Source organism: Paraburkholderia sp. (assembly GCF_035501035.1).
In the GTDB taxonomy this organism is placed as follows: Bacteria; Pseudomonadota; Gammaproteobacteria; order Burkholderiales; family Burkholderiaceae; genus Paraburkholderia.
Genome location: NZ_DATJWR010000225.1, coordinates 105,533 through 128,352, shown reverse-complemented (window position 1 = coordinate 128,352; position 22,820 = coordinate 105,533). Strand labels below are relative to the sequence as shown.

General features: G+C 60.8%; 19 protein-coding genes and 2 pseudogenes. 8 read left to right on the top strand and 13 right to left on the bottom strand.

The features are described from left to right. From VMJ11_RS16640 to VMJ11_RS16620, 5 genes and pseudogenes are all read right to left on the bottom strand, one after another. Positions 1-221, bottom strand: a pseudogene (locus tag VMJ11_RS16640) (hypothetical protein); the annotation flags it as partial. Between the two features lie 517 nt (positions 222-738). Next, positions 739-1,764: a ParB/RepB/Spo0J family partition protein gene (locus VMJ11_RS16635; RefSeq protein WP_325620476.1), complete on the bottom strand. Its 1,026-nt coding sequence runs from the start codon at positions 1,762-1,764 to the stop codon at positions 739-741. Next, a complete protein-coding gene (gene parA, locus VMJ11_RS16630) occupies positions 1,754-2,440 on the bottom strand; it encodes a ParA family partition ATPase (RefSeq protein ID WP_325620475.1) in 687 nt (228 codons plus the stop codon). The genes VMJ11_RS16635 and parA overlap by 11 nt, the downstream gene beginning before the upstream one ends. 1,100 nt (positions 2,441-3,540) lie before the next feature. Continuing rightward, on the bottom strand, positions 3,541-4,914 hold the full coding sequence (locus tag VMJ11_RS16625) for a replication initiation protein (protein ID WP_325620474.1): 1,374 nt from the start codon (positions 4,912-4,914) through the stop codon (positions 3,541-3,543). Positions 4,915-6,436: 1,522 nt separating this feature from the next. Then, positions 6,437-6,637: a hypothetical protein gene (locus tag VMJ11_RS16620; RefSeq protein ID WP_325620473.1), complete on the bottom strand. Its 201-nt coding sequence runs from the start codon at positions 6,635-6,637 to the stop codon at positions 6,437-6,439. Between the two features lie 310 nt (positions 6,638-6,947). Between VMJ11_RS16620 and VMJ11_RS16615 the strand changes: the two genes are divergently transcribed. Beyond that, the gene (locus VMJ11_RS16615; RefSeq protein WP_325620472.1) at positions 6,948-7,475 is read left to right on the top strand and encodes a winged helix-turn-helix domain-containing protein; all 528 of its coding nucleotides are present in this window, start codon (positions 6,948-6,950) and stop codon (positions 7,473-7,475) included. A 121-nt stretch (positions 7,476-7,596) separates the two neighbouring features. Here VMJ11_RS16615 and VMJ11_RS16610 read toward each other — a convergent pair. The 8 genes and pseudogenes from VMJ11_RS16610 to VMJ11_RS16575 all read right to left on the bottom strand — a co-directional run. Then, a pseudogene (locus VMJ11_RS16610) lies at positions 7,597-7,779 on the bottom strand (LysR family transcriptional regulator); the annotation flags it as partial. Positions 7,780-7,922: 143 nt separating this feature from the next. Further along, positions 7,923-8,054: a hypothetical protein gene (locus VMJ11_RS16605; RefSeq protein WP_325620471.1), complete on the bottom strand. Its 132-nt coding sequence runs from the start codon at positions 8,052-8,054 to the stop codon at positions 7,923-7,925. Between the two features lie 33 nt (positions 8,055-8,087). Beyond that, on the bottom strand, positions 8,088-8,297 hold the full coding sequence (locus VMJ11_RS16600) for a hypothetical protein (protein WP_325620470.1): 210 nt from the start codon (positions 8,295-8,297) through the stop codon (positions 8,088-8,090). A gap of 574 nt (positions 8,298-8,871) precedes the next feature. Then, the gene (locus VMJ11_RS16595) at positions 8,872-9,585 is read right to left on the bottom strand and encodes a hypothetical protein (protein WP_325620469.1); all 714 of its coding nucleotides are present in this window, start codon (positions 9,583-9,585) and stop codon (positions 8,872-8,874) included. Between the two features lie 29 nt (positions 9,586-9,614). Further along, positions 9,615-10,601 carry a hypothetical protein gene (locus tag VMJ11_RS16590; protein ID WP_325620468.1) on the bottom strand — a complete coding sequence of 329 codons (987 nt, stop codon included), beginning with the start codon at positions 10,599-10,601 and terminating at the stop codon, positions 9,615-9,617. After that, positions 10,598-11,119: a (2Fe-2S)-binding protein gene (locus VMJ11_RS16585; protein ID WP_325620467.1), complete on the bottom strand. Its 522-nt coding sequence runs from the start codon at positions 11,117-11,119 to the stop codon at positions 10,598-10,600. Before VMJ11_RS16585 ends, VMJ11_RS16590 begins: the two co-directional genes overlap by 4 nt. Beyond that, on the bottom strand, positions 11,116-13,890 hold the full coding sequence (locus VMJ11_RS16580) for a xanthine dehydrogenase family protein molybdopterin-binding subunit (RefSeq protein WP_325620466.1): 2,775 nt from the start codon (positions 13,888-13,890) through the stop codon (positions 11,116-11,118). The genes VMJ11_RS16585 and VMJ11_RS16580 overlap by 4 nt, the downstream gene beginning before the upstream one ends. 35 nt (positions 13,891-13,925) lie before the next feature. Next, positions 13,926-15,197 carry a formylglycine-generating enzyme family protein gene (locus tag VMJ11_RS16575; protein ID WP_414694412.1) on the bottom strand — a complete coding sequence of 424 codons (1,272 nt, stop codon included), beginning with the start codon at positions 15,195-15,197 and terminating at the stop codon, positions 13,926-13,928. A gap of 266 nt (positions 15,198-15,463) precedes the next feature. Between VMJ11_RS16575 and VMJ11_RS16570 the strand changes: the two genes are divergently transcribed. The 7 genes from VMJ11_RS16570 (at position 15,464) to VMJ11_RS16540 (ending at position 22,804) form a co-directional block, all read left to right on the top strand. Continuing rightward, positions 15,464-15,889, top strand: a complete 426-nt coding sequence (locus VMJ11_RS16570; RefSeq protein ID WP_325620465.1) for a DUF4399 domain-containing protein — start codon at positions 15,464-15,466, stop codon at positions 15,887-15,889. 45 nt (positions 15,890-15,934) lie between these two features. After that, positions 15,935-16,360, top strand: a complete 426-nt coding sequence (locus tag VMJ11_RS16565; RefSeq protein ID WP_325620464.1) for a DUF4399 domain-containing protein — start codon at positions 15,935-15,937, stop codon at positions 16,358-16,360. A gap of 372 nt (positions 16,361-16,732) precedes the next feature. Beyond that, positions 16,733-17,011, top strand: a complete 279-nt coding sequence (locus VMJ11_RS16560; RefSeq protein WP_325620463.1) for a hypothetical protein — start codon at positions 16,733-16,735, stop codon at positions 17,009-17,011. A 147-nt stretch (positions 17,012-17,158) separates the two neighbouring features. Continuing rightward, a complete protein-coding gene (locus VMJ11_RS16555) occupies positions 17,159-18,592 on the top strand; it encodes an efflux transporter outer membrane subunit (RefSeq protein ID WP_325620484.1) in 1,434 nt (477 codons plus the stop codon). Positions 18,593-18,748: 156 nt separating this feature from the next. After that, entirely contained in the window at positions 18,749-20,632 is a 1,884-nt protein-coding gene (locus tag VMJ11_RS16550) for an FHA domain-containing protein (protein WP_325620462.1), read from the top strand. Continuing rightward, entirely contained in the window at positions 20,610-22,022 is a 1,413-nt protein-coding gene (locus tag VMJ11_RS16545) for an HlyD family efflux transporter periplasmic adaptor subunit (protein ID WP_414694411.1), read from the top strand. The genes VMJ11_RS16550 and VMJ11_RS16545 overlap by 23 nt, the downstream gene beginning before the upstream one ends. Before the next feature lie 29 nt (positions 22,023-22,051). Next, a complete protein-coding gene (locus VMJ11_RS16540; RefSeq protein WP_325620461.1) occupies positions 22,052-22,804 on the top strand; it encodes a peptidylprolyl isomerase in 753 nt (250 codons plus the stop codon). Positions 22,805-22,820: the final 16 nt, after the last annotated feature.

Genomic DNA, 22,820 nt, shown 5'->3' with positions numbered 1-22,820 from the left:
CCGCGCAGCTTGAAGGAGAACACCGGCTGGTTGTCCTCGCGCTTCAGAAAGACGGCATTGCGCAGGCGCGCGGAGAGGTTCGGGGCGCGCTCGAGTTCGGTCTCGCGGGCCACGTCGTAGACGCGGGCGGTGAGGATCTTCCTGAGATAGTCGTTCTCGGCGCTTCGGGTCTCGGGAACTTTGGCGGCTTCTGGGGCGGGACGGCTTTGATGCACCTGCATGACGGCTCCTGTACTCACTTTCGTTTTGGCCAGGAGGCGGAAACAAAAAACCCGCCTCTTGGGGCGGGTTGTTGTCATTGCTGCCAGACGTACGCTAACCCACCATTCGTTGAATGGTGCGAATAATCAGCGCAATCGTGAAGAGGCGGCAGTTCATCTTCCAAAGGATGACCTGGGGTGCGACCGTTGTCAATCTCCCACCGATTGACACCTATCGATACACTACAAATTACGTTTCATTCAGTACATTATGTCGGACAAACCCATTTGCCCTATGGTGAGGACCGGAAAATTGCGATCTAATGCTCACCTAGCGACTCTGCTTCGTGAAACATTCTAGGAAATGGCACTCAATTGATTGATTTTAAACGATTATTTCGCCATATTGCGTTCGCCAGACCTGTTTCACGGATTCGACCCCTCCCCTCGTGGATTGCCTTGCGCGGGTGGCATGAACGATAAAAAAGGGCGTCCAACGACGCCCTTCCTGCCCCTCATATGCCAATGTGGGTGACACTCAGGCCGCCTCAGATGTGTCCATTTCCGAGGCCCATTGCTCGACAACTGCCTTCACGCGCTCGGCCAGACGCTGCTGATCGGGTGGCGCGATGCCTTTCAGACTCAGCTCCGCGCGGCCGTCGCCGAACAGCTTCAATTCGCCCAGCGCGACACCATCAGGACGATTGAACTGCACGCGCGATTGATAGTGCGTGCGACGCGGGCCGACGCGACGCGCGCCCGCCTCGGCCGAAGCCGCCGCCTCGAGCTTGCGCACACTGGCCTTCCCTTCGATCACTTGCTGGAGCCAATGCTCGGCGACCGGCGCGCCAGCGCGGTCGAAGATCAGCTTGATGTTGTAGGCATGTCCAAGACCGATATCCTTGCGGTTCTGTGCCATCCGCTGAAGCAGGTACGGTGGCAACGACGTGAGCGAGATCACCTTGCTGATGTACTTCGGGTCTTCGCCAACGGCCACGCCCAGTTCGACCTGATCGACGTAGACACGATCGTCGAGCAGCTTCTTCCATGCGAGCGCGTCGTCGAAGACTGTCTGCTCTTCGCGCTCCTTGTTGGCGTGATAGGCACGCAGGTACAAATTCTGATTGTCGAGGCCCTCGCGGACATCGGCGTCGATGAATCTGTCTCCGCGCGAACGCGCGGCGCGAATGCGTCGCTCGCCGTCGACGATCACATACTGACCAGGAAACGCCGCGAGCCTTGTGACGAGAATCGGGGTGATCTGCCCTTGAGCAGCAAAGCTTTCGGCCAGTTCATCGATCGTCTCGGCGCTGTAGAACGCGCGCGGATTGTACGGATTGGAGACGACGTCCTCGACAGGAATTCTCCGGACCGCATGCGGGGTCACCGGCGCATCTGTGCTCTCGGTCGGCTGAGCATCCGGACTAGCGTCGGTGCCCGGGGCACCGGCATCGCGCAGCGCGATATTGACGACATCGGCCTCGGCGAGACGCTCGCCCGCCGAAACGCGCTCTGCAGCCATGCCCGCGCGAACCTTGCTGGTGAAATTGAGCTTAGCGGCCATCGACAATCTCCTCTTCTTCCTGGACCAATGCGATGATCTCGCCATAGAGCGCGCTGATCTCGTCTTTCGCGACCTTCGTCCCGCGTACACCACGCACATCGAAAACAGTACGGCCTAGCGCGGCCGTCTGGCGATAGAGCTCACGTTGCTTGATGGTCGTCGAGAACACGCGAACATTGCTCTCAGCGAGGATGGCGCTCATTTGCGTGTGCAGAAGCGTCTTCGAATTAGATTTATTCAGCAAAATTGCGAACTTTCCAGCCGGATTGGCGACACGCGTGCGCTCGACCAACTCCATCATCCCCTCGCTACTCCAGATATCGATTGGCGACGCATCGGTCGGGATGACGGTGGCATCAGCTACGGCGAGGACGCGTGCCGTCGTCAGGTCATTGATGTTAGGCGGGCAATCGACGATCACGACGTCGTAATCGTTGGCCAGTGCTGCAATCTCCGGCCCGATCATCTTTTCGAGCTTGTGAATGCTGCCGACCCGAAACGGCAACGGAGTTTCAGGACCTGCAGCCGCACACCAACTCATGCACGATTGCTGGCCATCGGCGTCGGCCACATATACCTTGTAGCCCTCAGCCTGAAACGCCCCAGCCAGATTCATGCTGGTGGTAGTCTTGCCAACCCCACCCTTTTGGTTCGCTACGGCTATCACGAGTCCCATTCGATTCTCCATGCGTTGTTCAATCAGCGGGCCAGCCTTCCGCGCACTCTCCACGTGAAGACTCCAGCAGGTCATTCGGCAGTCTAGCGGCAACTTAAAGTAAATTCTAGGATTTCTGTCTCAGACGTTGTCAGATCACAACCAACTGGCTAAATGGACAAGATTTGGGCGAGACAGATGCGTTGCTTCCGACCGGGTTGTCGGTGTTTAGAGCTTCCGAAGAGGGAGTGTCGATCTCCACGTGGAGATCAGGTGACGGCATCAAGGCAGACGGTGATGCCCATTCGCGTGTCGCAAATCAGCGCTATTTCTAGCCTCGCTTGACGCTTGGATAGTGCGTAGCTCACCGGACTGGATCTCAAGAGAATGATGCGTTGATGCCTTGGGTTAGGGTTGCGGGACCGAAGGCTGCTTCACGGCAGTCTCCACGTGGAGAGCCGCTGATTCAATCAGCCCTCGGTCAATCGCGTGATGGCAATGGGGATTTGTTGGGAATTCGCTAATCGGTCTCGTGGCGCCAAGAATTTCCACGTAGAGATCTGCAGAAAGACCATCCAAGATCGGCTTTCTCGGCAGCGTCACGTGAACGGACAATGCACACGATCTCCAGTTGCTTGCTTAACAAGCCACATTCATTGCAACGGTAGAAGAGGGCTGTTCGCCTTGCTCATGGCCCCGCGATCGCCATAGCCCCATCTACTGTGCCGCCGTACTGCGATGATGCTTAGCCGCGCATCATGCCCGGAACGACCCCAAGCATGCATTCCGAGTCCGGACGCTCTTGCGACACAGGTTTGGCACCTCGCGCGACTCACACAATCTCCACGTGGAGATCAGCACAAACACGACGGCTACAGGATTCGAACCAGCAAGCCATGCATCCTTAGAGAAGCGCGAATCAGAAGTCGAATTGTCCCTCTCTTTTGATTCCCGAATAGATCGCAGAGACCAGCTAATCTGTAGAAGTTATCGAACCAAAATTTATAAACGAGATGCTTATAGGGATATTTGGCTAAATCTCTTGGGCGCGTCCCCCTATACGCTTACAAGAGAATAAAAAACGGCGGCCGAAGCCGCCGTCAAACTTTCGTCCATCAATCTCATTCGTCTCGCGACTTCAACGCAAGCTCGATTTCCGCTGCCGGCTGACCTTCGCCACTCATCGGCGCCTGCTGACCGCTCAGCAAAAACTCGAGCAGGTCGGCAGCGGTTGGCTGCCCCCAAGTGTCGAGCACCACCCAACGGAAGAAGTTCGTCGATGCCATCTTGCTCGGCACCTTCGCCGTCGAGACCTTCAGCTTGTCCATGCCGACGGTCTCGTTGTAGCGTTTGATCAGCGCTGTCTGGTCGTCGTACTCGAGTTCGTTGAAATAGGCACGCGCTTCGTTGATCTTCGCCGCGATGTACCGGTCCTTGACCTGATCCTGGCTTTCGCGTGCCCGGCCGGCGTCCGCGGCAGGCGCTGCGGCATTCGCTCCGGGCAACTGGTAGCCCTGCATGAGCGCCTTGCGGAAATACGCGGCAACGTTTGCCAGCGGTGCCGCACTCTTCTGCGCGACGCGCGCGGCCGTGTAGGCCACCGCCGTGCGGATCTTCTCATCGCCATATTGCTTGAGCAGGCGCCGCGCCTCCGAAACCGGAATGCTGAACTTCGACATCTCGCCGATCAGCAGCGTCTCGTTTGCACGCAGTTCCTGTGAGGGATCCGTCTCGGGCTTGCGCGTCACACGGAACTGCAAGGCGACGACGGTACGCCCAACCTTGTGCTCGATGAGTTCGAACGTGTGATCCGAAATCTCGTTCACTTCCTTGATGCACGGCACCAGTACGCGGCTCTTGAACTGCTTGTAGAGCTTGTACGACTGTGCCGAAGTGTCCTGCCCGAGGATCAGATCGCGCAGGGTCGCGAGCGGAAAACGCGCGGTCACGCCCACCGCCTCGTAGCGGACCACGTTCTCCCACAGCGCGAGCGAATGCGCCTTCCTGAATTGACGCGTGATGCGCATGTCGATCATCGCGTAGATTTCAGGATTGAGCAGTTCACCGCGAATCTGCTCGGAGAATGTATATCGCAGCACCGAGCGCTCGAGCTCCGCACCGGCAAGCAGACCGGATGCTTTCCAGATGCTGCGCTTGTCCTGCGTGAGGTAGTCCCAGTTGACGACCGTGCTGATGAGCGAGTTGATCGTTTCCTTGACGTACTCGGTGTTGTTGCTGTTCAGATCGACGTCCTGAGAAAGGGCGGAGATCGTGATCTCGAACGAGGAGCGGCCGCGTTCGAGGGAATCCTGGCGAATGGCGTTCTTGATCAGCGAGCTGAACATCTTGCGCTGCTGGAGGCTGATCGACCCGGACTTCGGTGCGATATGAATCGCCGGGACCGCCTTGCGGAACAGATCAGGCGGCTGGCCTTGCTGGAATACGAGTGCACCTTGTTTGTCGGCGTCGCCGGTATCGGCCTTTTTTTTTGCCATATGACCCACGTTGAAAGGGAACCTGGTCGGTTGGTAACTGTATACCAACCGACCAGGTGACTCAAGACCGCAAACGCAATCGTGACAAGGCACGACATCCAGGCACGAAGAGGATTGACAGCCGGAGATTTCGCCCTTGGTCTGGACGCTCGAAATCCCTCGAAGGCGCTCCCAGCGGACCTCTCGAGAGATCCCATAAGCCGTTACCTTCAAGCCGACTTGCCCTCAATGCACTCCCATAGCAGGTAACCTTTCGGCGGAATGTGAGTGCATACTTTTAGGAGAAGCTCTCCACAGGTACCCATTTATGGGAACTGGATGCGTGCAGCCCGGACCGCGCACAACGGCTCCACCGACATGTACGCAGATCGCCAGGAGCCCCCATAGGCGGTAACCTGAAGCCTCTCCCATAATCGGCTACCTCAAGATGTGCCAGCCCGGCCTTTGCCGGTGTGGCGCTCCCAAACCGATCCCATAACTGGTAACCATATCGATTTCCCATAAATCGCCACCTTCACCGAGCGACCTTAGCCAAGACCAAAGATCCATGCGGTAACCTGCTTTCAGCGGTAGTGGGAACCTATGTGCCCTCCCAGGAAGTCCCACCATAGCGGGTTACCTAACCCTGTTCCCATAACCAGATACCTGATTCGCAGCAGCCAACCCGTCAACAAGTCTCGGATCAGGCAAAACGTCCCATAGGTAGTGACCTTCTGTACGTCCCATAGATGGTTACCTGAGGGCAGAACCGCCGCTTTTCCCATAGTGGGCAACCTTCTCCCCATATCCACAACCCACAAACCCCATGTCTGGCTACCGAAACCCCATATCCACAACCCGAAGTTCCCATACCCGGAACCGCAAATCCCATAACCAGCCACCAAATCGGCCGCAAAGCCTTACCTGGTAAGGGTTTGCGGCTCCTAAAGGTTTACTAAAGTTGTTAAAGCGTAAAAGGTAAACACTGAAACCAGCGTCCGATGAGAAAGACGTCTCCCAAAACCGGGCACCTTAATGCATGTGAGCGAACACCAACTTCCGTGGACCCATTGCTGGTTACCTTGTAGATGTACCAAGGCTTCGCGGGAACCATAGACTGTCACCTGGATGCCACATTTCTCATGTTAAACCTTAAATTTTTAATCTAATCCAATGATTTATTTGAGAAATGCCATAAATGGTTCCCAGATATGGGAGACATCCAGATCCAGAGGTAACCACTTATGGGATCGAACAGCGGTACTTTGGAGGCTGCTGCTCGGAATTGTCGCGATAGTGTGCGCCGCCGCCGCGCCAGACAGGCTCTCTTCCACACGACCTTGTTTCCCCCGGAATGAGTCGCAGGTGAAGTCCGACTGTACTCATCCGTTCCTCCCACTTTCGGTTACCCATCTCAGGTCACCGAATATGGGAGCGGTCGATGGTTTGCCGGCCAGCCACCCGCTGAGGTGCACCGCACAACAAAACCTGGTGACCTACAGACAGTGCCCGCGAAGCCCTCAGTCTGGAACGGGGGGCAAGGTCACCCCGCCGCCGAGCGCTGCGGCGTGCAATTACTGCGATACACGTCCGCGAGACGCTGCTGGGCGGCCCTGATACCGGCGGCATAGTCGGCGTCTTCGGCGCGCGGCTCGGAGCCCACTGCCTCGAGTTCTTTGATCTCCCGCACCAGATCCGCAGGGCTCATCCCATCGCTGTGCTTCACGAACGGGTAACGCGGCATTCCTGAAGCGTCAGATGTGGCGCGGCAACCGCGCTTGCGCTCAGCGCTCCCACAAACGGTACCCATGCAAACTTCAACCATGACTTCACAATGAATCCGCCTTTTGATGAACCGGCGACGAACGGAAAAGCGCGATAGCGCGAGAAACGGTTTCGAGGTCTCGGGCGTGGCCCGTTCGTCACGGCGTTATCGCGCGCGTTGTCGTGCGCGCGGGACATCGGCAGCGACTATTGGCAGACCACCACGTTCCGATGGTTCACCGCTCACGTATGCAGCGAGCTTCTCGCTCGCGCTTATGGGACAGCTCCGCGTGATCGTATATTCCGTGACGCGCGAGACCGACAGTGGCCTGCACCGACAACTGCGCTACTTCGATTCGCGCTGCGGTGCCAGCCTCTCGCGCCTGCGCACGGGCGCCAATGCATGCGTCGTGCAGCCCTGGTCGGTCCTCGAAATGCAGGAGCGTATGCTCGCATTGCGCCGTGGCTCGCGCGTCCACGCCGGCACGCCGCTCGTGCGGCTCGACCCGCTCACGCGCGACCTCATGGAGGGCGTGCGACGCCTGCCGCTCACCACGTGCGAATACCTGCTGGTCGAATGCCTGCTGCGCAAGCCAAACGCACCCGTGCCGCGCGACCAGATGATCTGCTATGTGTGGCCCGAAAAGGACGACATCGACGCCTCAACCGTGAATCTCATCGTCTCGCGCCTGCGCCGCAGGCTCGAACTCCACGCCATCGAAGTACGCATCGAGACCATCGGCCGCTTCGGCTATCAGCTTAGGGTTCCTTCTTCCTTCGTCTGTTCCGCGCCCGAACCCGGGCTCACCCCGAGGTAACCGTTTGTGGGAACCGGTTACCTATCCGCGCCAGGGCACACGTGTTTGCTAACGTAAAAAGCAAACGACACGCGAAACGCATGCCGCTCATCTGTTGATTCGTCGAACCGCTTGTTCGGGCGTCTCGCCCGGCGCGCTCAGTGCGCGTAGAGCGGCTCAAGAGGCGCATGTTCAGATGCGCTTCGAGCATGCCGACGCTGCGCGTGACCGCGGCCGCGGACATGCCGAGTTGCTTGCCGGCGAGGCTGAAGCTGCTTGGATCGACGACGCGTGTAAAGACGCGCATGGCCTGGAACTGATTCATGGGCGGAGTTCCTGGCGATGATGCAGGCGCATGGGCGAGCACGGGCTTCGACACCCCAAGACAGCGTCGTCGCCTCGTGCACGCTGCGTGTGTGGGCTGGCGCCAAGATGCTGTGCGCTGGCTGCGCGCTCAGTTGGGCAGCGCTAGCGCGCAGCCAGCGCGTCGCGCCGCGCAGCGGCTTCGTGCGCCGAAAGCGTGGCCTTGAGCCGATGGATGCTTTCGGTCGGGATAGCGAAACCGGCCCAGCCCAGGCCGATGTGGCGCAGAAACACCACGGCACCATCGAATAGCGGGCTGCGTTCCGTGTATCAGCACGGATCGATTTCGAGCACGTGTTGACGCGTACGCAGCGGCTGTTCGGGCACGGCCGGTTGCATGTGCACGCGCAGCTCGCTGAGTTCCTCGATGAGGCCGTCGACATCGCAGGCTTCTGGCAGTGCGGTCTGACCATTGATCTTCACGCAGACCGCGTGCTCGCCGTATGCATTGGCGAGATCGATCGACATCGGCCTTTGCATCCTGCGTTCCTCACCGTCCTGAAACTGGCAGGCATTATCGGTATGCAATCGGATCGCGAGTTTTAAGTTGCGGCCCTCATCCAGATGAAAACAGATTTAGAAACGACGATCAGCTTGCCCGTCATTGCGATTTGGCCGCCGATTCAACGTTCATGTGTCGTTGCATCGTATGGTCATCGTTTCACGCGCAGGGCAATGCGCGCATTCATTGCTACGCCTTCTATATGCGAAATCGTGGCGAGCGATTCTTGCGTGCATCCACGAGAAAACGCGGCGATGAAAAGCAGCATGCCAATAATTGCAACAGTGGGGGAAAACACGCCAACGACGTGTGCGCATGCTTGCATGCGGACGCGCGAGCTCGCGAAGAAAAGACCGCCGAGCAGCGCAACGGCAAGTGCCGCGCTTACCAGTCGCGAAGAGTCAGCACGCGCGAGCCACGGGGCCTGGAAGACTACGGGTGGCGCGGGAGCACCGCGTCCGACATTCGCAACGCGCGCCTCGTAGCCCGGAAGAACGCCCAGGCGGCACGCGATCTGGTCCTTCGACATCCAGACCAGACTGCCCCCTTTGATTAACGCCCCTTCGCTGCTGCACGACGCTTCGTGCCGCTCGCCGCCGCTCTGGCCGTTGAGGTTGCTGCGGTCGCAGCAGGTTCCTGTCCCATCGCGATCATGTGCTCGGCGACTAGTTCTGTCTGAAACCGGTTGATCGTGTCGGGATCGGTAAAGATCGTTTGTGTGTTGTTTTGCGCCTTGTAACCCGGGCCACCCGGCTGGCCCCTGACGACAAACGTCCCCTCGCCCGCAGCAGACCAGTTCACCGATCCTTCCCCGCCGACCCTGCCATCGGCCACGAATCCCTTCGTATGACTGATTTGATGGGTCGCCGATTGCCCGACCACAAAGTACGTGTTGAACCTGGCTGGGTCCGCGGCAATATCGGAATTGAGCAGCGTCTTTTCATGCACTCCGCCTGCCTGGCTCTTGTCAAGGGTGATCATCATGGTGATGCTTGGGTCGCGGGCCTGCTGCATGAGAATATCGTTGAGCTCCTCGTCGTCAAATCCAAACATGTTCATGTACAAGGAAACACTTGCACGTGAGAGCACGTACTTCAGGATGTCATGTACGTCGTCGCGGCCCACGTAGAACAGGTGAAAGTCCTTGCTGGCCGTGCTCGAATAGCTCTTTTCGCGCGTGTACTGCTGCAGTTCAAGCAGATCGAACGTCTGCAGAGTCTTCGTGACGTCCGATATGACGTTTGTCTCGCCGTTTTCCTGTGGCATTTCGAGGCCTCCTCACGTGGTGACAGGATCTACCTGCCATTCGCACTGCCAGGAATGGAAGTGAAGGTACAGTTCGGGTTCCTGTGTATTTTGTCCGTGCAGCAGGACAGCAACGCATCGACCGATCTGACGTTTGCCGCATTCCACTGATCCCGGCTCATGTTGTTATCGGTTGGCATCCAGTGGCTAAGCGGGTAGCCGTTGGCGAGCCGGCTGTTCCCCGGCGCAGGCAATCGGCCCGTGGAGAGCCCGATGTAAGCGGCACAACTCTGGTCGCTTCCTATGCGGTGGCAGCCAATGCAGGTGTTTCCAGGCGTGCTGATCGTCGCGGGGTGAAATGACGAGAACGCAGGGCCGATGCTCGTATATTTCCCCCAAGGATCGGTGGGCACCTTGTCCCACACCTGCCCGATATAAGGGCTGAAGATAAACGGTCCGGCATCATGGCAGGAGATGCAAGTGGGCTTGGCGGCGGCTATCTTTGCGGGTGTCGTCCAGAATTCGACTGCGGACGGGTGCCCCTGCGGTGGCGTTCGCTCGTTTGGCGGTGGCACCCGGGAAGCGTCGATTCCATCGGCGCCCACGGGCGATCTGGAGTCGAACCAGCAGGTTTTGCCGTTGCCCGCGTGATGTGCCACGACGACGACTTCATCATAGACAGGATCCTTGTCGTCACGCAGTTTGTCTCGACGGCAGTACGCGGATATCTGCGTATCGCCTCGCGACAGATTCAGTATCCTGGAGAAGGGAACGCATTGTCCGGGCACTTCGACTGTCGGGTGCAGCAACGAGGGCTTGTCGCATAGCTTCGGGGCTTCGCCTCGCGCGGGCGGTTTCCCGTTGACCGTTATGGGTATGTCCGTTCCGTCGTTGCAGTTGAACGGCGGTATCGCGCCAATTTCCCGGGCACATTGCTCGCCGTATTCGAGCAGCGACTGTTCACGCGCAAACGCAGCCAGCGGTACGGCGACGATTACGCACAGCGCGAACGAGCGTATGGAGGCGGGCATCTTCATCCTCCACTTTTCATCTGCATTTGCGCGACCTTGCGGATCGCATCCCTATACTTGACGTAGCCTGTACAACGGCACAGGTTGTCGCCCACCCACGTGTCGATCGTGGCCTCTAGCTGATCGGGGCCGATGCGGTATGCCTTCAGATGTTCGAGCATGGCGGTGGCTGCCATGAGGAATCCCGGGGTGCAGTAGCCGCATTGAAATGCGAAAGACTCGAGGAATGTCTGCTGCAGTGTCGAAAGTCTCGATCCCTGCGCGAGGCTTTCGACGGTGTAGATGTGTTGATTCGCTACCGCACTGACCGGCGTCACGCACGCGAGGGTTTTTTCCATCAGCGCGCTCTTGTTGCTGCGCGTGCCCACGGTGCACGCCCGGCATACGCCTATGCCGCAGCATACTTTCGTACCCGTCAGGTCGAGGCGCTCGTGAAGGAATTCAGCGAGGCTCATGTCGGCATCGGCTGCGGGGACCGTGACCGGCTTCCCATTCACGTGGATGTACACCTGTGCTTCGCTCACCTTAGCACCTCGCGAATCTTTTCGGGCGTCACGGGTGTCTGCCTGAAGCGATGCCCTGTCGCCATCGCCAGCGCATTCAGCAGTGCCGGCGCGATTGGGCACATCACAGCCTCGCCGATTCCGCGAGCGCTATGGCGGTCATTTTCCGTGGGCGGCGGCAGTGTGATCAACTCCTGTATCGGCACATCAGTCAGACGCGTGATCAGGTACTGGTCGAGATTCCACCTGCCGTTGCCGGGCCCTTGTTCACCCAAAGGACACGATTCGCTCAGCACGTTGCCCATCGCCATCGCAACCGCACCTTGCGACTGGCCTTCGACGATCTCACGACAAATCAGCCTGCCGGCGCTGAGCGTGGTGACGACGTGCTCGACCTTGACGTGCCCGCTATCGGGCGCGACGGATAGCGCGACAAGCGCGGCAGCGGGCGCATAGTTCGTCCTGCCGTATCCGACGGCATCTTGCGGCGGGACGAGGCCGCCGCGAGGCAAGGCCTTCAGATTGGTCGTATCGGTGCCTACTGCCACGAAGTCGCAATCCATCTCGGCCGCGCCTGAACTGAAGATGTACTTGCTCTTCCAGAATCCGCCGGCATAGGTCACGTGCACGGCGGCGACCGTATGCAGGTGAGTGCGGTTGATCTCGTCGACCAAAGCTGACCAACCAAGCGGCTTTTTACCAGCGGCGCTCAGCTTGCCATTTTTCCATTGGAGGTCTTGCAACTCGATACGCGGGCTGCCCCATATTTGCCGTGCGGCGGGCAATACGCTCTGCAACATCAACGCCATTGCGGCACGATCCACGGCCTGAAAATGATGGAATGCGCCAAGGCATGCGCTCGACGATCCAAACGGGCCGGAAATGGCATAGCTGCGGCTGTCGTCGGGCCATTTGCCCAATATTCGATAGTCGAAATCCTTGATTTTGGCGAACGCCTCGACTTCATTCATGACGATCTCGTGAGCGTTGCGCCCAAGCCAGTTGGCGGGTGCGAGCGCCAACGTCGTTGCCGCGCCATTGCCCATGTCGGTGTAGTGGGAGAGCACGCGCAAACTGGTGTCCGGCTGAATCTGGACGATCGCGAAGACGGCGTCTTTCCCGGTTCCGTATGCCTGATTCGACATCGCGAGCCCGACGCCGTATCGCAACCCGTGCTTGCGCCTCTGTGCGCGTGTGATTTCCCTGTCTCGCCATAAAGCGTGCGTTTCAAGCCGGTCCAGCAGTTGTTCGAGCTGCAGGTCGAACCGGATCGGCGCGCCGGTAACGGTCCTGCCGCGGTCTTTCACGAGCAGGTTGCTGCGGCGGATATCGAATGGACTCATGTGCAGGGATTGGGCGGCCTCGTCCATCAGCGTTTCGATGGCGAGGAAGGCTTGCGGTCCGCCGAAGCCACGTTGCGAGCCTCCGAACACTTCGGGTGTATACGTGACGGCGCTTTGCGCAACCGCACGCGCAATGTCGTAGCAACTCATCGCGCTCATGGCGGCGAGGTCGCCGACGGCGCCCGTGAGATTTTCCTTGCCGCCGCCATTGAGCGTGAACGTGCTGTCCAATGCCTGGAGTTTGCCGCTGTCGTCAACCCAGATGGACTCCGAAAATACGGTTTCGGAGCGTTTGAGTCCCACCTGGAACTGCTCGTAGCGTGACTGCTGCCAACGCAAAGCGCCCTTCGCGAAAGGCGCCGCGAGTGCGAGATAGAGCGGAAAATACGATTTGTCTCGACCGCCGAACCCCCCGCCTGGATAGCATCCCGTCACATGAACACTGCTTATCTTGATCTTGCTGTTGGTAAACAGTTCGCCGGCAGTCGTGCCGTCATCGCGTGGCGATTGCGTGCCGAGAACCAGTTCCAGTGCTCCCGTTTCCGGCCGATACCACGCCAGTCCCGCTTCCGGCTCCATGAAGACGGGATCGATTGCGGGTGTCCGGAAAGCGCCGTTGAACGTGTGCCACCTTTTGCCACTGACGTTTCGCGCAGCCAGCGCGCGGATCTCCCCGGCCATGGCGGCGCATTTGCTTTTGAATGCTTCGGTTGGATTGCCGTTTTTGTCTGTCTCCATGTGGATGTTCCAGAACGAATTGTCGTCGTCGCGCACATAGAGTTTGGGCGGCGAATAGAGGGCCGGCGGATTATCGTCCCTCGCCACCGTCGCACCGTAGCGGATCACCGCGCTGTTGAAGTCGAGAAGCTTCTTCGCATGGCGATAGGTATCGAAGTCTTCGAAGATCAACAAGGCAACGGGTTGGCCATAGCAGTCGGCCGGATAGCCTGTCTGGGCAAAATGATAGATATCCTTATTTTTTATCGGGTCCGGCTTCATCGAGGGATAAATGTGATTGTCGTTCAGTGTCTCACTGGATATCACCGCAATGGGGCGAAGATGGCGTGGCAATACGCTCAAGTCGAATCCTTCGACCTTCTTGTCGACGCAATTGCATCTGAGCGCATATAACCAGTTTTCCTCTTTCGGCCATCCATCGAAATCGCGTGCCTTGTAGTCGCGCGCGTAGATCTTCGCACCCGTTACTTTGCCTATGCCCTCGATGCGCCAGCGCGCCTTGCCCGGCTCCGGTGCCCAATCCGGCCCGCCATTTGCGGCTTCCAGCGCGTTGTGGGTGTTTGCCTCGACATTACCGGTCGAATGGACCTCACCGCGTTGGGACGAACATGCCGAGATCAGCACGGTGACTGAACTCACCGACACGGTGAAAGCACTACTCCCCATGGCCTTGAGGAAAGTCCGGCGAGTGAATGCAACATCGCAAGCCATGCGGTGCCTCCGCCTCCAAAGCGTTGTGCAACCCGCTACTTCATGTCCCGCGCCACGCGAAAGCCATTGGCGTTGTAGCGCACGCTGCTGTCGTATTTGAACCGCGTGGCGGTGAGCATATAGCCCGCACCGTCGCGCCACGACCCGCCACGAATGACTCGCGTCTGGCAGTTGGGCTCGTCCCAGGAGTGTCCGTCATTCGGCGCATTTTTATATGAGTTGTGCCAACAGTCGCTCACCCATTCCCACACGCCACCGGCCATGTCGTAGAAACCAAAGGGATTGGCCGGAAAGGAGCCGACATCGTCGGGTGCCTCGACGCGCCACGGCGGCCCGCAATCCTTGCAGTTCGCCGTGCCCTTGCGCATTTCATTGCCCCACCAGTAGCGCGTCTCGGTGCCTCCGCGTGCTGCATATTCCCATTCCGCCTCGGTGGGCAGGCGGTAGGGCTTGCCGCTGATCTTCGAGAGCCATTTCACGTATTGCTGCGCGTCGTCCCAGCTCACGTCGCGCACGGGCGCGTTCGGTGCGGAGTTGTTCTCGTTCGACAAGCGCGGGCAAGCCCCCGCGGCGACGCAGGCGTTCCACTGCGAAACGGTCGCCGCGTATTTCGAAAGCGCGTAGCTATGGCTGATCGTCACGCGATGCGCGGGCTTTTCGGATGCATCGTCGGTGTCGATGCCCATCACGAAGTTGCCGGGCGTTACCGCGATCAACAGTGGGCAAGCTGGGCAGTCCTGAATGTCGTGCGGTCCCGCCTTCATCGTGACGATGTTCGTCGGCGCAGGCACCGCTGCCTGCGCCGGGGCTGCGATGGTGGGCGCTGCCTTCGTCGGCGCAGCAGCCGGCGGAGGTGGTGTCGGTGTCTTTGCCTGCGCGGGTGGAGGAGGTGCCGCCGTCGTGGTGCCGCTCGTCTCGTGCGCCGCCGGTGCTGAGGGCGGTTTCGGTGCGGCTGCGCGCAGGCGCGCAAGGCGAGCCTGCGCGAGCGGCGCGAAGCGTCCGTTCGGATAGGCCTTCAGATATGCCTCATAGTCGGCCGGATACTGACTGTCCTTGATCGAATTCCAGAACGTGATTTCGTACTCTTCGGATGTGTCTTTCGGCATCAGGCCGACCCGCACGATTGCGACGCCATATCGGCGCGGGACTGCTTGAGCGTGTGCGGACTCGATGCGGGTTTGCGCAGCCACCAGGGGCAGCATGCGTGCCGAAGTCGAAGAGGCATGCGCAGCGGACTCGGCCGGGTGCGTCGTCGAGGTCAGGCCGAGCGAGATCAACATGCACACAGGCACCAATAGCCGCCACATGTTCCTTCTCCCTATCAGGCGCCATCGCCTTTCAATGCCGAGGATGCGCTGCTCTGCCGCGTTCGCAGGAGGCGGGCGTTATCGACGCCGCCCGCCAACGGCGCAAGCACCGTTCGCTCACAACTACAAAATAGCACGCGTGCCGCCGATGCAGTAACACGGTGACGCGCGGCGATTTATGTCCATCCAGGTGAATCCGTCCTAAGCTGTAGAACACGCACCGAACTCCCCGGCCGCGTGCCGTCTGCCGAAGAAGGAGCATCAAGATGCGACGTAGAGAGACACTGTTGGCCCTGGCAGCGGCCGTCATGATGCCGCGTCTCGCGTTTGCCGGGCGTACCCCATCGCCACCCGGCGCAGAGGTGTACATCATCTGGCCGCCGGACGGCGCGACGATTCCCACCGGCAAGTTCTGGGTGCGCATGGGGCTGCGCAACATGGGAGTTTGCCCGAAGGGCATCGACCGGCCGAACACGGGACATCATCATCTGCTCATCGATACGGACTTGCCGCCGCTCGACCAGCCCATCCCGTCGGATCGCAATCATCTTCATTTCGGAGCGGGCGAAACGGAAGCCCGTATCGAGCTTCCGCCGGGCAAGCACACGCTGCAGTTGCTGATGGGCGACTACAACCACGTGCCGCACGACCCGCCGGTGTATTCGAAGAAGATCACGATCACGGTCAAGTAGCGAGGGACGTCCGTTCGTCTTTAGCCGGAAGCCGGAGTGCATGCCATGAACAGGATCCTTGTTTTTGCGGCCAGCCTCGCGCTGCTCCTGGGTGGTGCCGCGCACGCGGGCACGACCCCGGCCGACCCGAGAGCGTTCGTCTATATCGGCTGGCCAAACGATGGTCAGGTGATGCCGGCAGGACGACCGTTTCGCGTGTGGTTCGGCCTTCGTTACATGGGCGTGGCGCCCAAGGACGTCGCGTATCCGAACACGGGGCACCATCATCTGCTGATCGATACAGACCTGCCGCCGATGGATCAGCCCATTCCGTCCGACCGCAATCATTTGCATTTTGGCGCGGGCGAAACCGAGACGATGATCCAGTTGCCACCGGGCAAGCATACGCTGCAACTATTGATGGGGGACGCCCACCACATACCTCACAATCCGCCCGTCTATTCGAAGAAGATCACCATTTACGTTAAGTGATCCATACGATTTGAAATGCTCGTTGCGTTCGTGTGCACGAACGCCGCGCGCATGCACACCCTCTTGTTGTTCTCCATGAGGCGCACGGTTTTCGCGTCTCGTCCCCCTCCAGCGTTCGAGTGTTCGTAGCACGCCAACATAACTCGGCTGATCAGTTGGCGCGCGCCCATCAGCATGTTTTCACAGCATGCGCCGACAAGACGCGCGACATGCAGGCGAACTCCGGCAAAGTCCTTATGCAACGGGCGATGCGTCGCATTGAGGGCAGGCAGGTGCGCAGCTGGCACGCCTCATGCCTTGTTTGACGCGAGCCCGCAACGCATTGCAGCTCGACCGCCAACATCCTGGCATTTACTTTTCTGGAGAACTGTCATGAGCAAGCTGATGATCGCAGACCTGAGCGTCGCCCAAGAACTCGACCGCCGTGAAATGAGCGCTGTGCGCGGCGGCAACCTGGGCATTGGCGGCCTTTGGCCCGTCTACTACCCGACGCCGAGCGTGAAGGTCGACAACACGAGCTTCACGGCCGAACAGGTCATCGGCCAGACCAACAGCATCGTCAGCAACACCGGTAACGACGCGGCGTTCGTGTCGGGCATTTCTTCGTCCGTGAACCCGAAGCAAACGGCCCACAACACGATCAACTTCTGATCGTGCCGAGAGCCGTGGAGGCTCTCTCGCCTCCACGGCATTTCCCCTCGCCCCCGTTGCGCACAACCTCATCGTCGCGTTCCGCTCAAGGAGTCGATCGTGAACACACCTCTCTCGCCGTCCGCTGCATACGTACGTTGCGGCACGATGCGCTGGCTGGCCCGCTTCATCGGCTCGGCGGGGTTGTGTGCCTCGATGCTGTGCGGCTGCACGGATCTCAGCACGCCCGCATACCGCCGCCCGGACATGCCGGCCAAGGAAAGCTGGGCGCACACGCATGCCGCTGTGTCAGCGGCCGACACCGTCGATCCGCAATGGTGGAAGGCATTCGACGATCCGTACCTCGATTCGCTCATCGACAAGGCGATCTCGGGCAACGTCGACATCAAGATACTCGCGGCGCGCATTGGCGTGGCCGGCGCGCAGATCGGCGAGGTGCAGGCCGGCGCGCTGCCCACGGTCGACGCGGGAGCCGGTATCGACTATGAAAAGAGCACCGGACTGGCGCTCACGAAGACCTATAACGTCGCCACGCAGGTGAATTGGGACATCGATATATGGGGCAAGGTCGAGCGCAGCGTGCAGGCCCAGAAGGCCGAATACCACGCGAGCGAAGCGGATTGGCGTGCAGGCTATCTGACGCTGGTAGCGAGTGTGGCCAACACCTATTTCCAGATCCTCCAGTACGATGACCAGATAGAACAGGAGCAACAGACGCTCGACAGGAACAAGCAGATTCTCACGATTTACCAGCAGATGTACGCAAATGGCCTCGCGCCCAAAACCGAGGTCTTGCGCCAGAGTGCCGAGATCAATGGGCTCGTGAACGACCTGCTCGAGCTGCGCCGTTCGCGCGACACGACCGAAAACGCGCTTGCCACGCTGGTTGGCGTGCCTGCGGGCGAGTTCAAGATGCCGGCGGGCCATCTGCGTCAACGCGTAAAGTTTCCCGACGTGCCCATGGGCCTGCCTGCGCAGCTGCTTGGTCGCCGCCCCGACGTGGTCGCCGCGCAGTTCCGTATTCTCGAATCGTACGATGAGGTCGGTTCCGCGCGGCTCGCGCAACTGCCGACGATCAGCCTCACGGGCCGCGCCGGCACGGCCGCGTTTTCGCTCGCCGATCTGTTCAAGGTGTTCACGTTGAGCTTCATGCCGAGCATCGACTTTCCGATGTTCGATCCCAGCGTGCACGCCCACATCAAGACGACCGAGGCGCAGAGCAAGGTTGCCGAGCAAGAGTATCGCCAGACCGTGTTCGCGGCGTTCGAGGAGGTCGAGAACGCGCTCGTGAACCTCGACGCGCACAAGAAGGAGCGCATCGAGCTGCTGCAGCAGAACGAGCGTTTGCGCATCGTTGCGGCGCAGGTCGAGGCGCAGTTGAAAGAAGGGCTCGTGTCCCAGCTCGAAGTACTGGAGTCCGAACGTTCGCTCGCCTCCGCGGAGCTTTCGCTGCTCGCCAATCACGAGCAGATCCTGAGCGACACCGTTACGCTCTACAAGGCGATTGGCGGCGGCTGGTCTGCCGTCGAAATCACCAATGTCGCATCCAATGACGCTGCGGCCGCAGCGCCCGCACCGTGAACGCCCGCACCGGCGCGGCCCGCGCCAGTTGTTTGATTCCCGCGATCCGTCGCCTACACTTTTCTCACACCCCGAACGCCATATGTAAGGCGCGCGGCTTCACACGGATAGTCAGTGCGCGTGCGGCGCAAGCGCTGCGCGCAGCCTGGCGCACAAATGCTGATCGCTGACGCAATCATGGTGCCTGACGCCGCTTCGATTGCCGAGAGGCAGACATCGCTGGCCGGAACGTTCGATATCGTGCTTCGACCGATATCGCACCCGGAACTGGGCGAGATCCGCATCGACAAGGATCTGTTCGCGGTGGGGCGGACGCAGCCGCCTTTCGCTCTGGCGCGGCCTGAGGTCGTGGTCGACGTCTCGCGTCGTCATGCGCGCATCTTTCGTGAAGGCGCCGCCGCGTACGTGGCCGACCTCGGCAGCAAGAACGGCACGGCCGTCAACGGTATCGAAGTCACGCAAAAGCCCCATGTTCTCAAGGAAGGCGACGAGCTGTGCTTTGCCGGCGCGCTCACGTTCCGCGTCGGCTTCGTGCCGCGCGCGGCACGCGAGGCCACGCGAGCGGCGGTGGTGACGCTCACGCCCGAGCGCGACGATCTTGGTTTGCAGCAGATCGTCGTCAGCTGCTTTCCGTTCCTCGTCAGCAAGGCCGACGAGACGTTCGCCCAGTATCGCGAGGCCTATCCGCATCAGGTGAACTACCTCTCGCGCCGCCACGCGCACATTTACGCCGAGGACGACGCCATCTATGTCGAAGACCTTGGCAGCACCAACGGCACGTTCGTCGACGGACAACGTCTCGACGACCACGCCGTGCGGCTCGAAGACGGCCAACGGCTCGCATTCGGCGGCGAGCACTTCGTCTACCGTGTGGGACTCGAATGCGCGCCCGGGACCGATGCCACCGTGACCGCGACGCGCGCGCCCAGCGCCGAGACGATCGGCGACGACGCGGACCGCACGACTTTCGTCGGCACCGCTCACTCGTTCCTCGACATCTTCTGCGCATCGCCGCTTCCGGCACAGGACGACGAGATCAATCCCGATGCACCGCCGCAAGCCGCCGATCCTGGCCCGGGCGCGAAGCGCCGGCGTGGCAAGCTCGAAGTCTTTCTCAGCGAACTGAGCGAAGCGCTGGGCGGCAGCGGGAAAGTCGACATGCGCCGGCTTGTGAAATGGGGCGGCGGTGTCGTTGCGGTGCTTGTCGCGCTCGTTGCCGTGACGTATTTTCAGGGCGCGCCACAGCGCGAGATGCAAGCCATGCTCGCGAACGGCCAATATGAAGGCGCCGCGCGGATGGCCGATCAATACCTCGCAGGCCACCCGAACGACGCCGCCTGGCGCGCGATGGGGACAGAAGCGCTCATGAAGGCGAAGGTGCCGGACTGGATCGCCGCACTCGACGCTCATGCGTTCGATCGTGCGCGAGCCATCGTGGGGGACATGCGCACGCTTGCGCGCCACAACCCCGATGCGGCGCCGCTCGTGGAGAACATCGACTGGATCGGCGCGCTGCAATCGTTCGTGCTGGGACGGGGCGGCCCGGAAGCGCCGATACGCATCTATCGCGACGAAGCGCCGATCAGGGCGCTGACGAGCCGCTGGAACGACGACCCAGGCGAACACCAGCGTGCACTCGACAGGATCTCGGCTGATGTGCCGGCGTTCGCCGCCGTGTATGCGGATGCGCTCAGCCATCTGCGCAAGCTGCAGAGCGACGACTCGGTGTATGTGGCCGCGCTCGACCGGATCCGGCAGGCCATCGACGTAGCGTTGGCGAGCGACCACCTTGACGGGCTGGGCGCGATGCTGACCGACTATGGGCAGCGTTATCCGCGCCTGGCCGGCCTCGACGCCGTGCGAGCCGACCTCGACCAGTATCAGCAGATCGACAGTGAAGCGCACGCCGGCCATGCGCAGGCGGTGCACGAGCGCCTCGCCGCCGCTCACTTCGCCACGCCGGCATTCGCGGCCCATGCGGCGGCGCTCGAGAAGCTCGCTTCGGCAGGAGAGCACGGTGAAGCCGCGCCGGCTCCTTGAGCGCTTGCGCGAGGCGCATCCCCCGGCCGAGCCGCCACGTTCGCTCGGCGAGGCGCTCGGCGATCACAGCGAAGAAGGTGTCGCGATCCTGACCGCGCGTCCGTGGCGCCTCATCGAAGCGACCGTGATCACGATGGTGGCACTCGTGGTGTGCGGGCTGTTCTGGTCGTTCATCGGTCGCGCCGATGTGATCGTGAGCGCGCCAGGGGCGCTCTCGCCCGAGTCCGAGGTGCGCCGCATCTACGCGCCGGTAGACGGCGAACTGGTCGATATCTACATTGCCGAAGGCCAGCCCGTCGAGAAGGACGACGTGATTGGCCGCATCAACGCGCGTGGCGCGATCGAGGCGGCGACCAATGCGCTCGACGCACGTTTGAAGCTGGAGGACGCCGAGCGCGACTGGAAGGAATTCCCGGAAAAGAAGGCGCTCATGGAGCGCAAGGCCGAGGCGCTCAAGGCGCAGATCGACGTCGAAGAACATATGCACGAAACCCGCATAGCGGAAGGCACGAGCAAGCTGCAACAGGCCGAGAACGCGCAGCTCGACGAAGCGCGTGGCAACATCGACAACGCGCGCCACGTGCGCGACCTCGCGAAGGAAGAGCAGGACAAATACGAGCGGCTAATTGCGCTGCCGGGCGGCGGCGGGGTATCGCAAAGCCAGGTGGAGGAGAAGCGCAGCGCGTATCTGCAGGCCGACAACAACTTTCGCATCGCCCAGGCGCGGATGGCCGAGCTGCAGGCGCAGACGAGCCACGAGTTCGCGCAGGCGAAGGCGCAGCTCGAAGGCAGCGCCGGGCAATTGACGAGCCTGCGCATCGAATACGACGCGACCGAGCGCGAAATCGCCAATACCGAGGACAAGCTGCGTCTGCAGGTGCAGACAGCGCGTCTTGCCGCCGACGCGGCGGCGCGCATCCGCTTCGAGAACATCGACAAGGACAATTTCCTGCTCGTGCTCGCGCCGGTTTCCGGCGTGATCACGGATGTGACGACGACGCAGCCGGGCGACAAGATCCAGGCAAACACGCCGCTGGGCGGCATTGCGCCCGCCAACGCGCGCCCGGTCGTGAAGGTGGCGATCGCCGAGCAGGATCGCGCCTTCTTGCACGAAGGCCTGCCCGTCAAGCTGAAATTCAACGCGTTTCCGTATCAGCGCTATGGCGTGGTCGACGGCACGCTCGAATACATTTCGCCGACCACCAAGCCGCAGGCGCAGACGAAGGAGCCCATCTACGAAGGACGTGTGCGCCTCGCGCGCGATCATTTTTCGATTGGCGGCACGACGTATCCGCTGCGCTACGGCATGACGGCAACGGCCGAGATCGTGGTGCGCGAGCGGCGGCTGATCGACTTCGCGCTGGACCCTTTCCGGCAGATCGCGGGCTGAATCCAGAACTCGAGAATCAGGGGAACGACATGACGGCAATCGTACGTATCGATGACGAGGTGATCGGCACGGAGGATTTCATCCGGGTGCTGAAGCTCACAGGGCAGTTCGAGAGCCTCGTCGAACAGCAGGTGCGTGAGCGGCTCACGGTCATTGCCGCGAAGAAGATGGGCGTGCAGGTGAGCGCCGACGAAATCCAGCAGCGCGCCGACCAGTTTCGCCGCGTGCGGGGTCTGCACCGCGCAGCGGACATGAACCGCTATCTGGACGTATTCGGCATCAGCCTCGAGGAATTCGAGCGCTTCATCACCGACACGCTGTATCAGGAGAAGACATTCGAGCTGATCAGCAGCGACGAGGCTGTCGAGCGCTACTTCAAGCTCAATTCGCCGAAGTTCGACAGCATCGAAGTGAGCCATATCGTGGTCGACTCCGAAGGCAAGGCGAGAGAGGTCATGTCGATCCTCGAGGACGATCCGCAAGCGTTCGGCGAAATGGCGCGCGAACATTCGATCGCCGACACGCGCGAGCGCGGCGGCGTGATCGGCAAGGTGCTGCGCGGCTCGCTCAAGACGGACATCGAGGCGAAGGTGTTCAACGCGCACGTTGGGGACCTGCTCGGGCCGTTCCCTTCGCCCGATGGCTCGTTCTTCGAGATATTCTGCGTCACGGCCAAGCATCCGGCCGCGCTCGAGGCCGACGTCTGCTCCGAGGTGCGCCGGTTGCTGCGCGAGGAATGGCTCGCCGAGCGCGCTCAGGAACACATCATCGACGCGCACTGAGCGCGCCGGGCCACGC

Bases quoted from the DNA above. Each gene is read 5' to 3' on its own strand.
- VMJ11_RS16540 (WP_325620461.1), top strand. From the start codon at position 22,052: ATGACGGCAATCGTACGTATCGATGACGAGGTGATCGGCACGGAGGAT.
- VMJ11_RS16600 (WP_325620470.1), bottom strand. From the start codon at position 8,297: ATGCAAAGGCCGATGTCGATCGATCTCGCCAATGCATACGGCGAGCAC.
- VMJ11_RS16620 (WP_325620473.1), bottom strand. From the start codon at position 6,637: ATGCCGCGTTACCCGTTCGTGAAGCACAGCGATGGGATGAGCCCTGCG.
- VMJ11_RS16590 (WP_325620468.1), bottom strand. From the start codon at position 10,601: ATGAAGATGCCCGCCTCCATACGCTCGTTCGCGCTGTGCGTAATCGTC.
- VMJ11_RS16575 (WP_414694412.1), bottom strand. From the start codon at position 15,197: ATGTGGCGGCTATTGGTGCCTGTGTGCATGTTGATCTCGCTCGGCCTG.
- VMJ11_RS16560 (WP_325620463.1), top strand. From the start codon at position 16,733: ATGAGCAAGCTGATGATCGCAGACCTGAGCGTCGCCCAAGAACTCGAC.
- VMJ11_RS16570 (WP_325620465.1), top strand. From the start codon at position 15,464: ATGCGACGTAGAGAGACACTGTTGGCCCTGGCAGCGGCCGTCATGATG.
- VMJ11_RS16580 (WP_325620466.1), bottom strand. From the start codon at position 13,890: ATGGCTTGCGATGTTGCATTCACTCGCCGGACTTTCCTCAAGGCCATG.
- VMJ11_RS16635 (WP_325620476.1), bottom strand. From the start codon at position 1,764: ATGGCCGCTAAGCTCAATTTCACCAGCAAGGTTCGCGCGGGCATGGCT.
- VMJ11_RS16565 (WP_325620464.1), top strand. From the start codon at position 15,935: ATGAACAGGATCCTTGTTTTTGCGGCCAGCCTCGCGCTGCTCCTGGGT.
- VMJ11_RS16595 (WP_325620469.1), bottom strand. From the start codon at position 9,585: ATGCCACAGGAAAACGGCGAGACAAACGTCATATCGGACGTCACGAAG.
- parA (WP_325620475.1), bottom strand. From the start codon at position 2,440: ATGGGACTCGTGATAGCCGTAGCGAACCAAAAGGGTGGGGTTGGCAAG.
- VMJ11_RS16625 (WP_325620474.1), bottom strand. From the start codon at position 4,914: ATGGCAAAAAAAAAGGCCGATACCGGCGACGCCGACAAACAAGGTGCA.
- VMJ11_RS16555 (WP_325620484.1), top strand. From the start codon at position 17,159: ATGCGCTGGCTGGCCCGCTTCATCGGCTCGGCGGGGTTGTGTGCCTCG.
- VMJ11_RS16550 (WP_325620462.1), top strand. From the start codon at position 18,749: ATGCTGATCGCTGACGCAATCATGGTGCCTGACGCCGCTTCGATTGCC.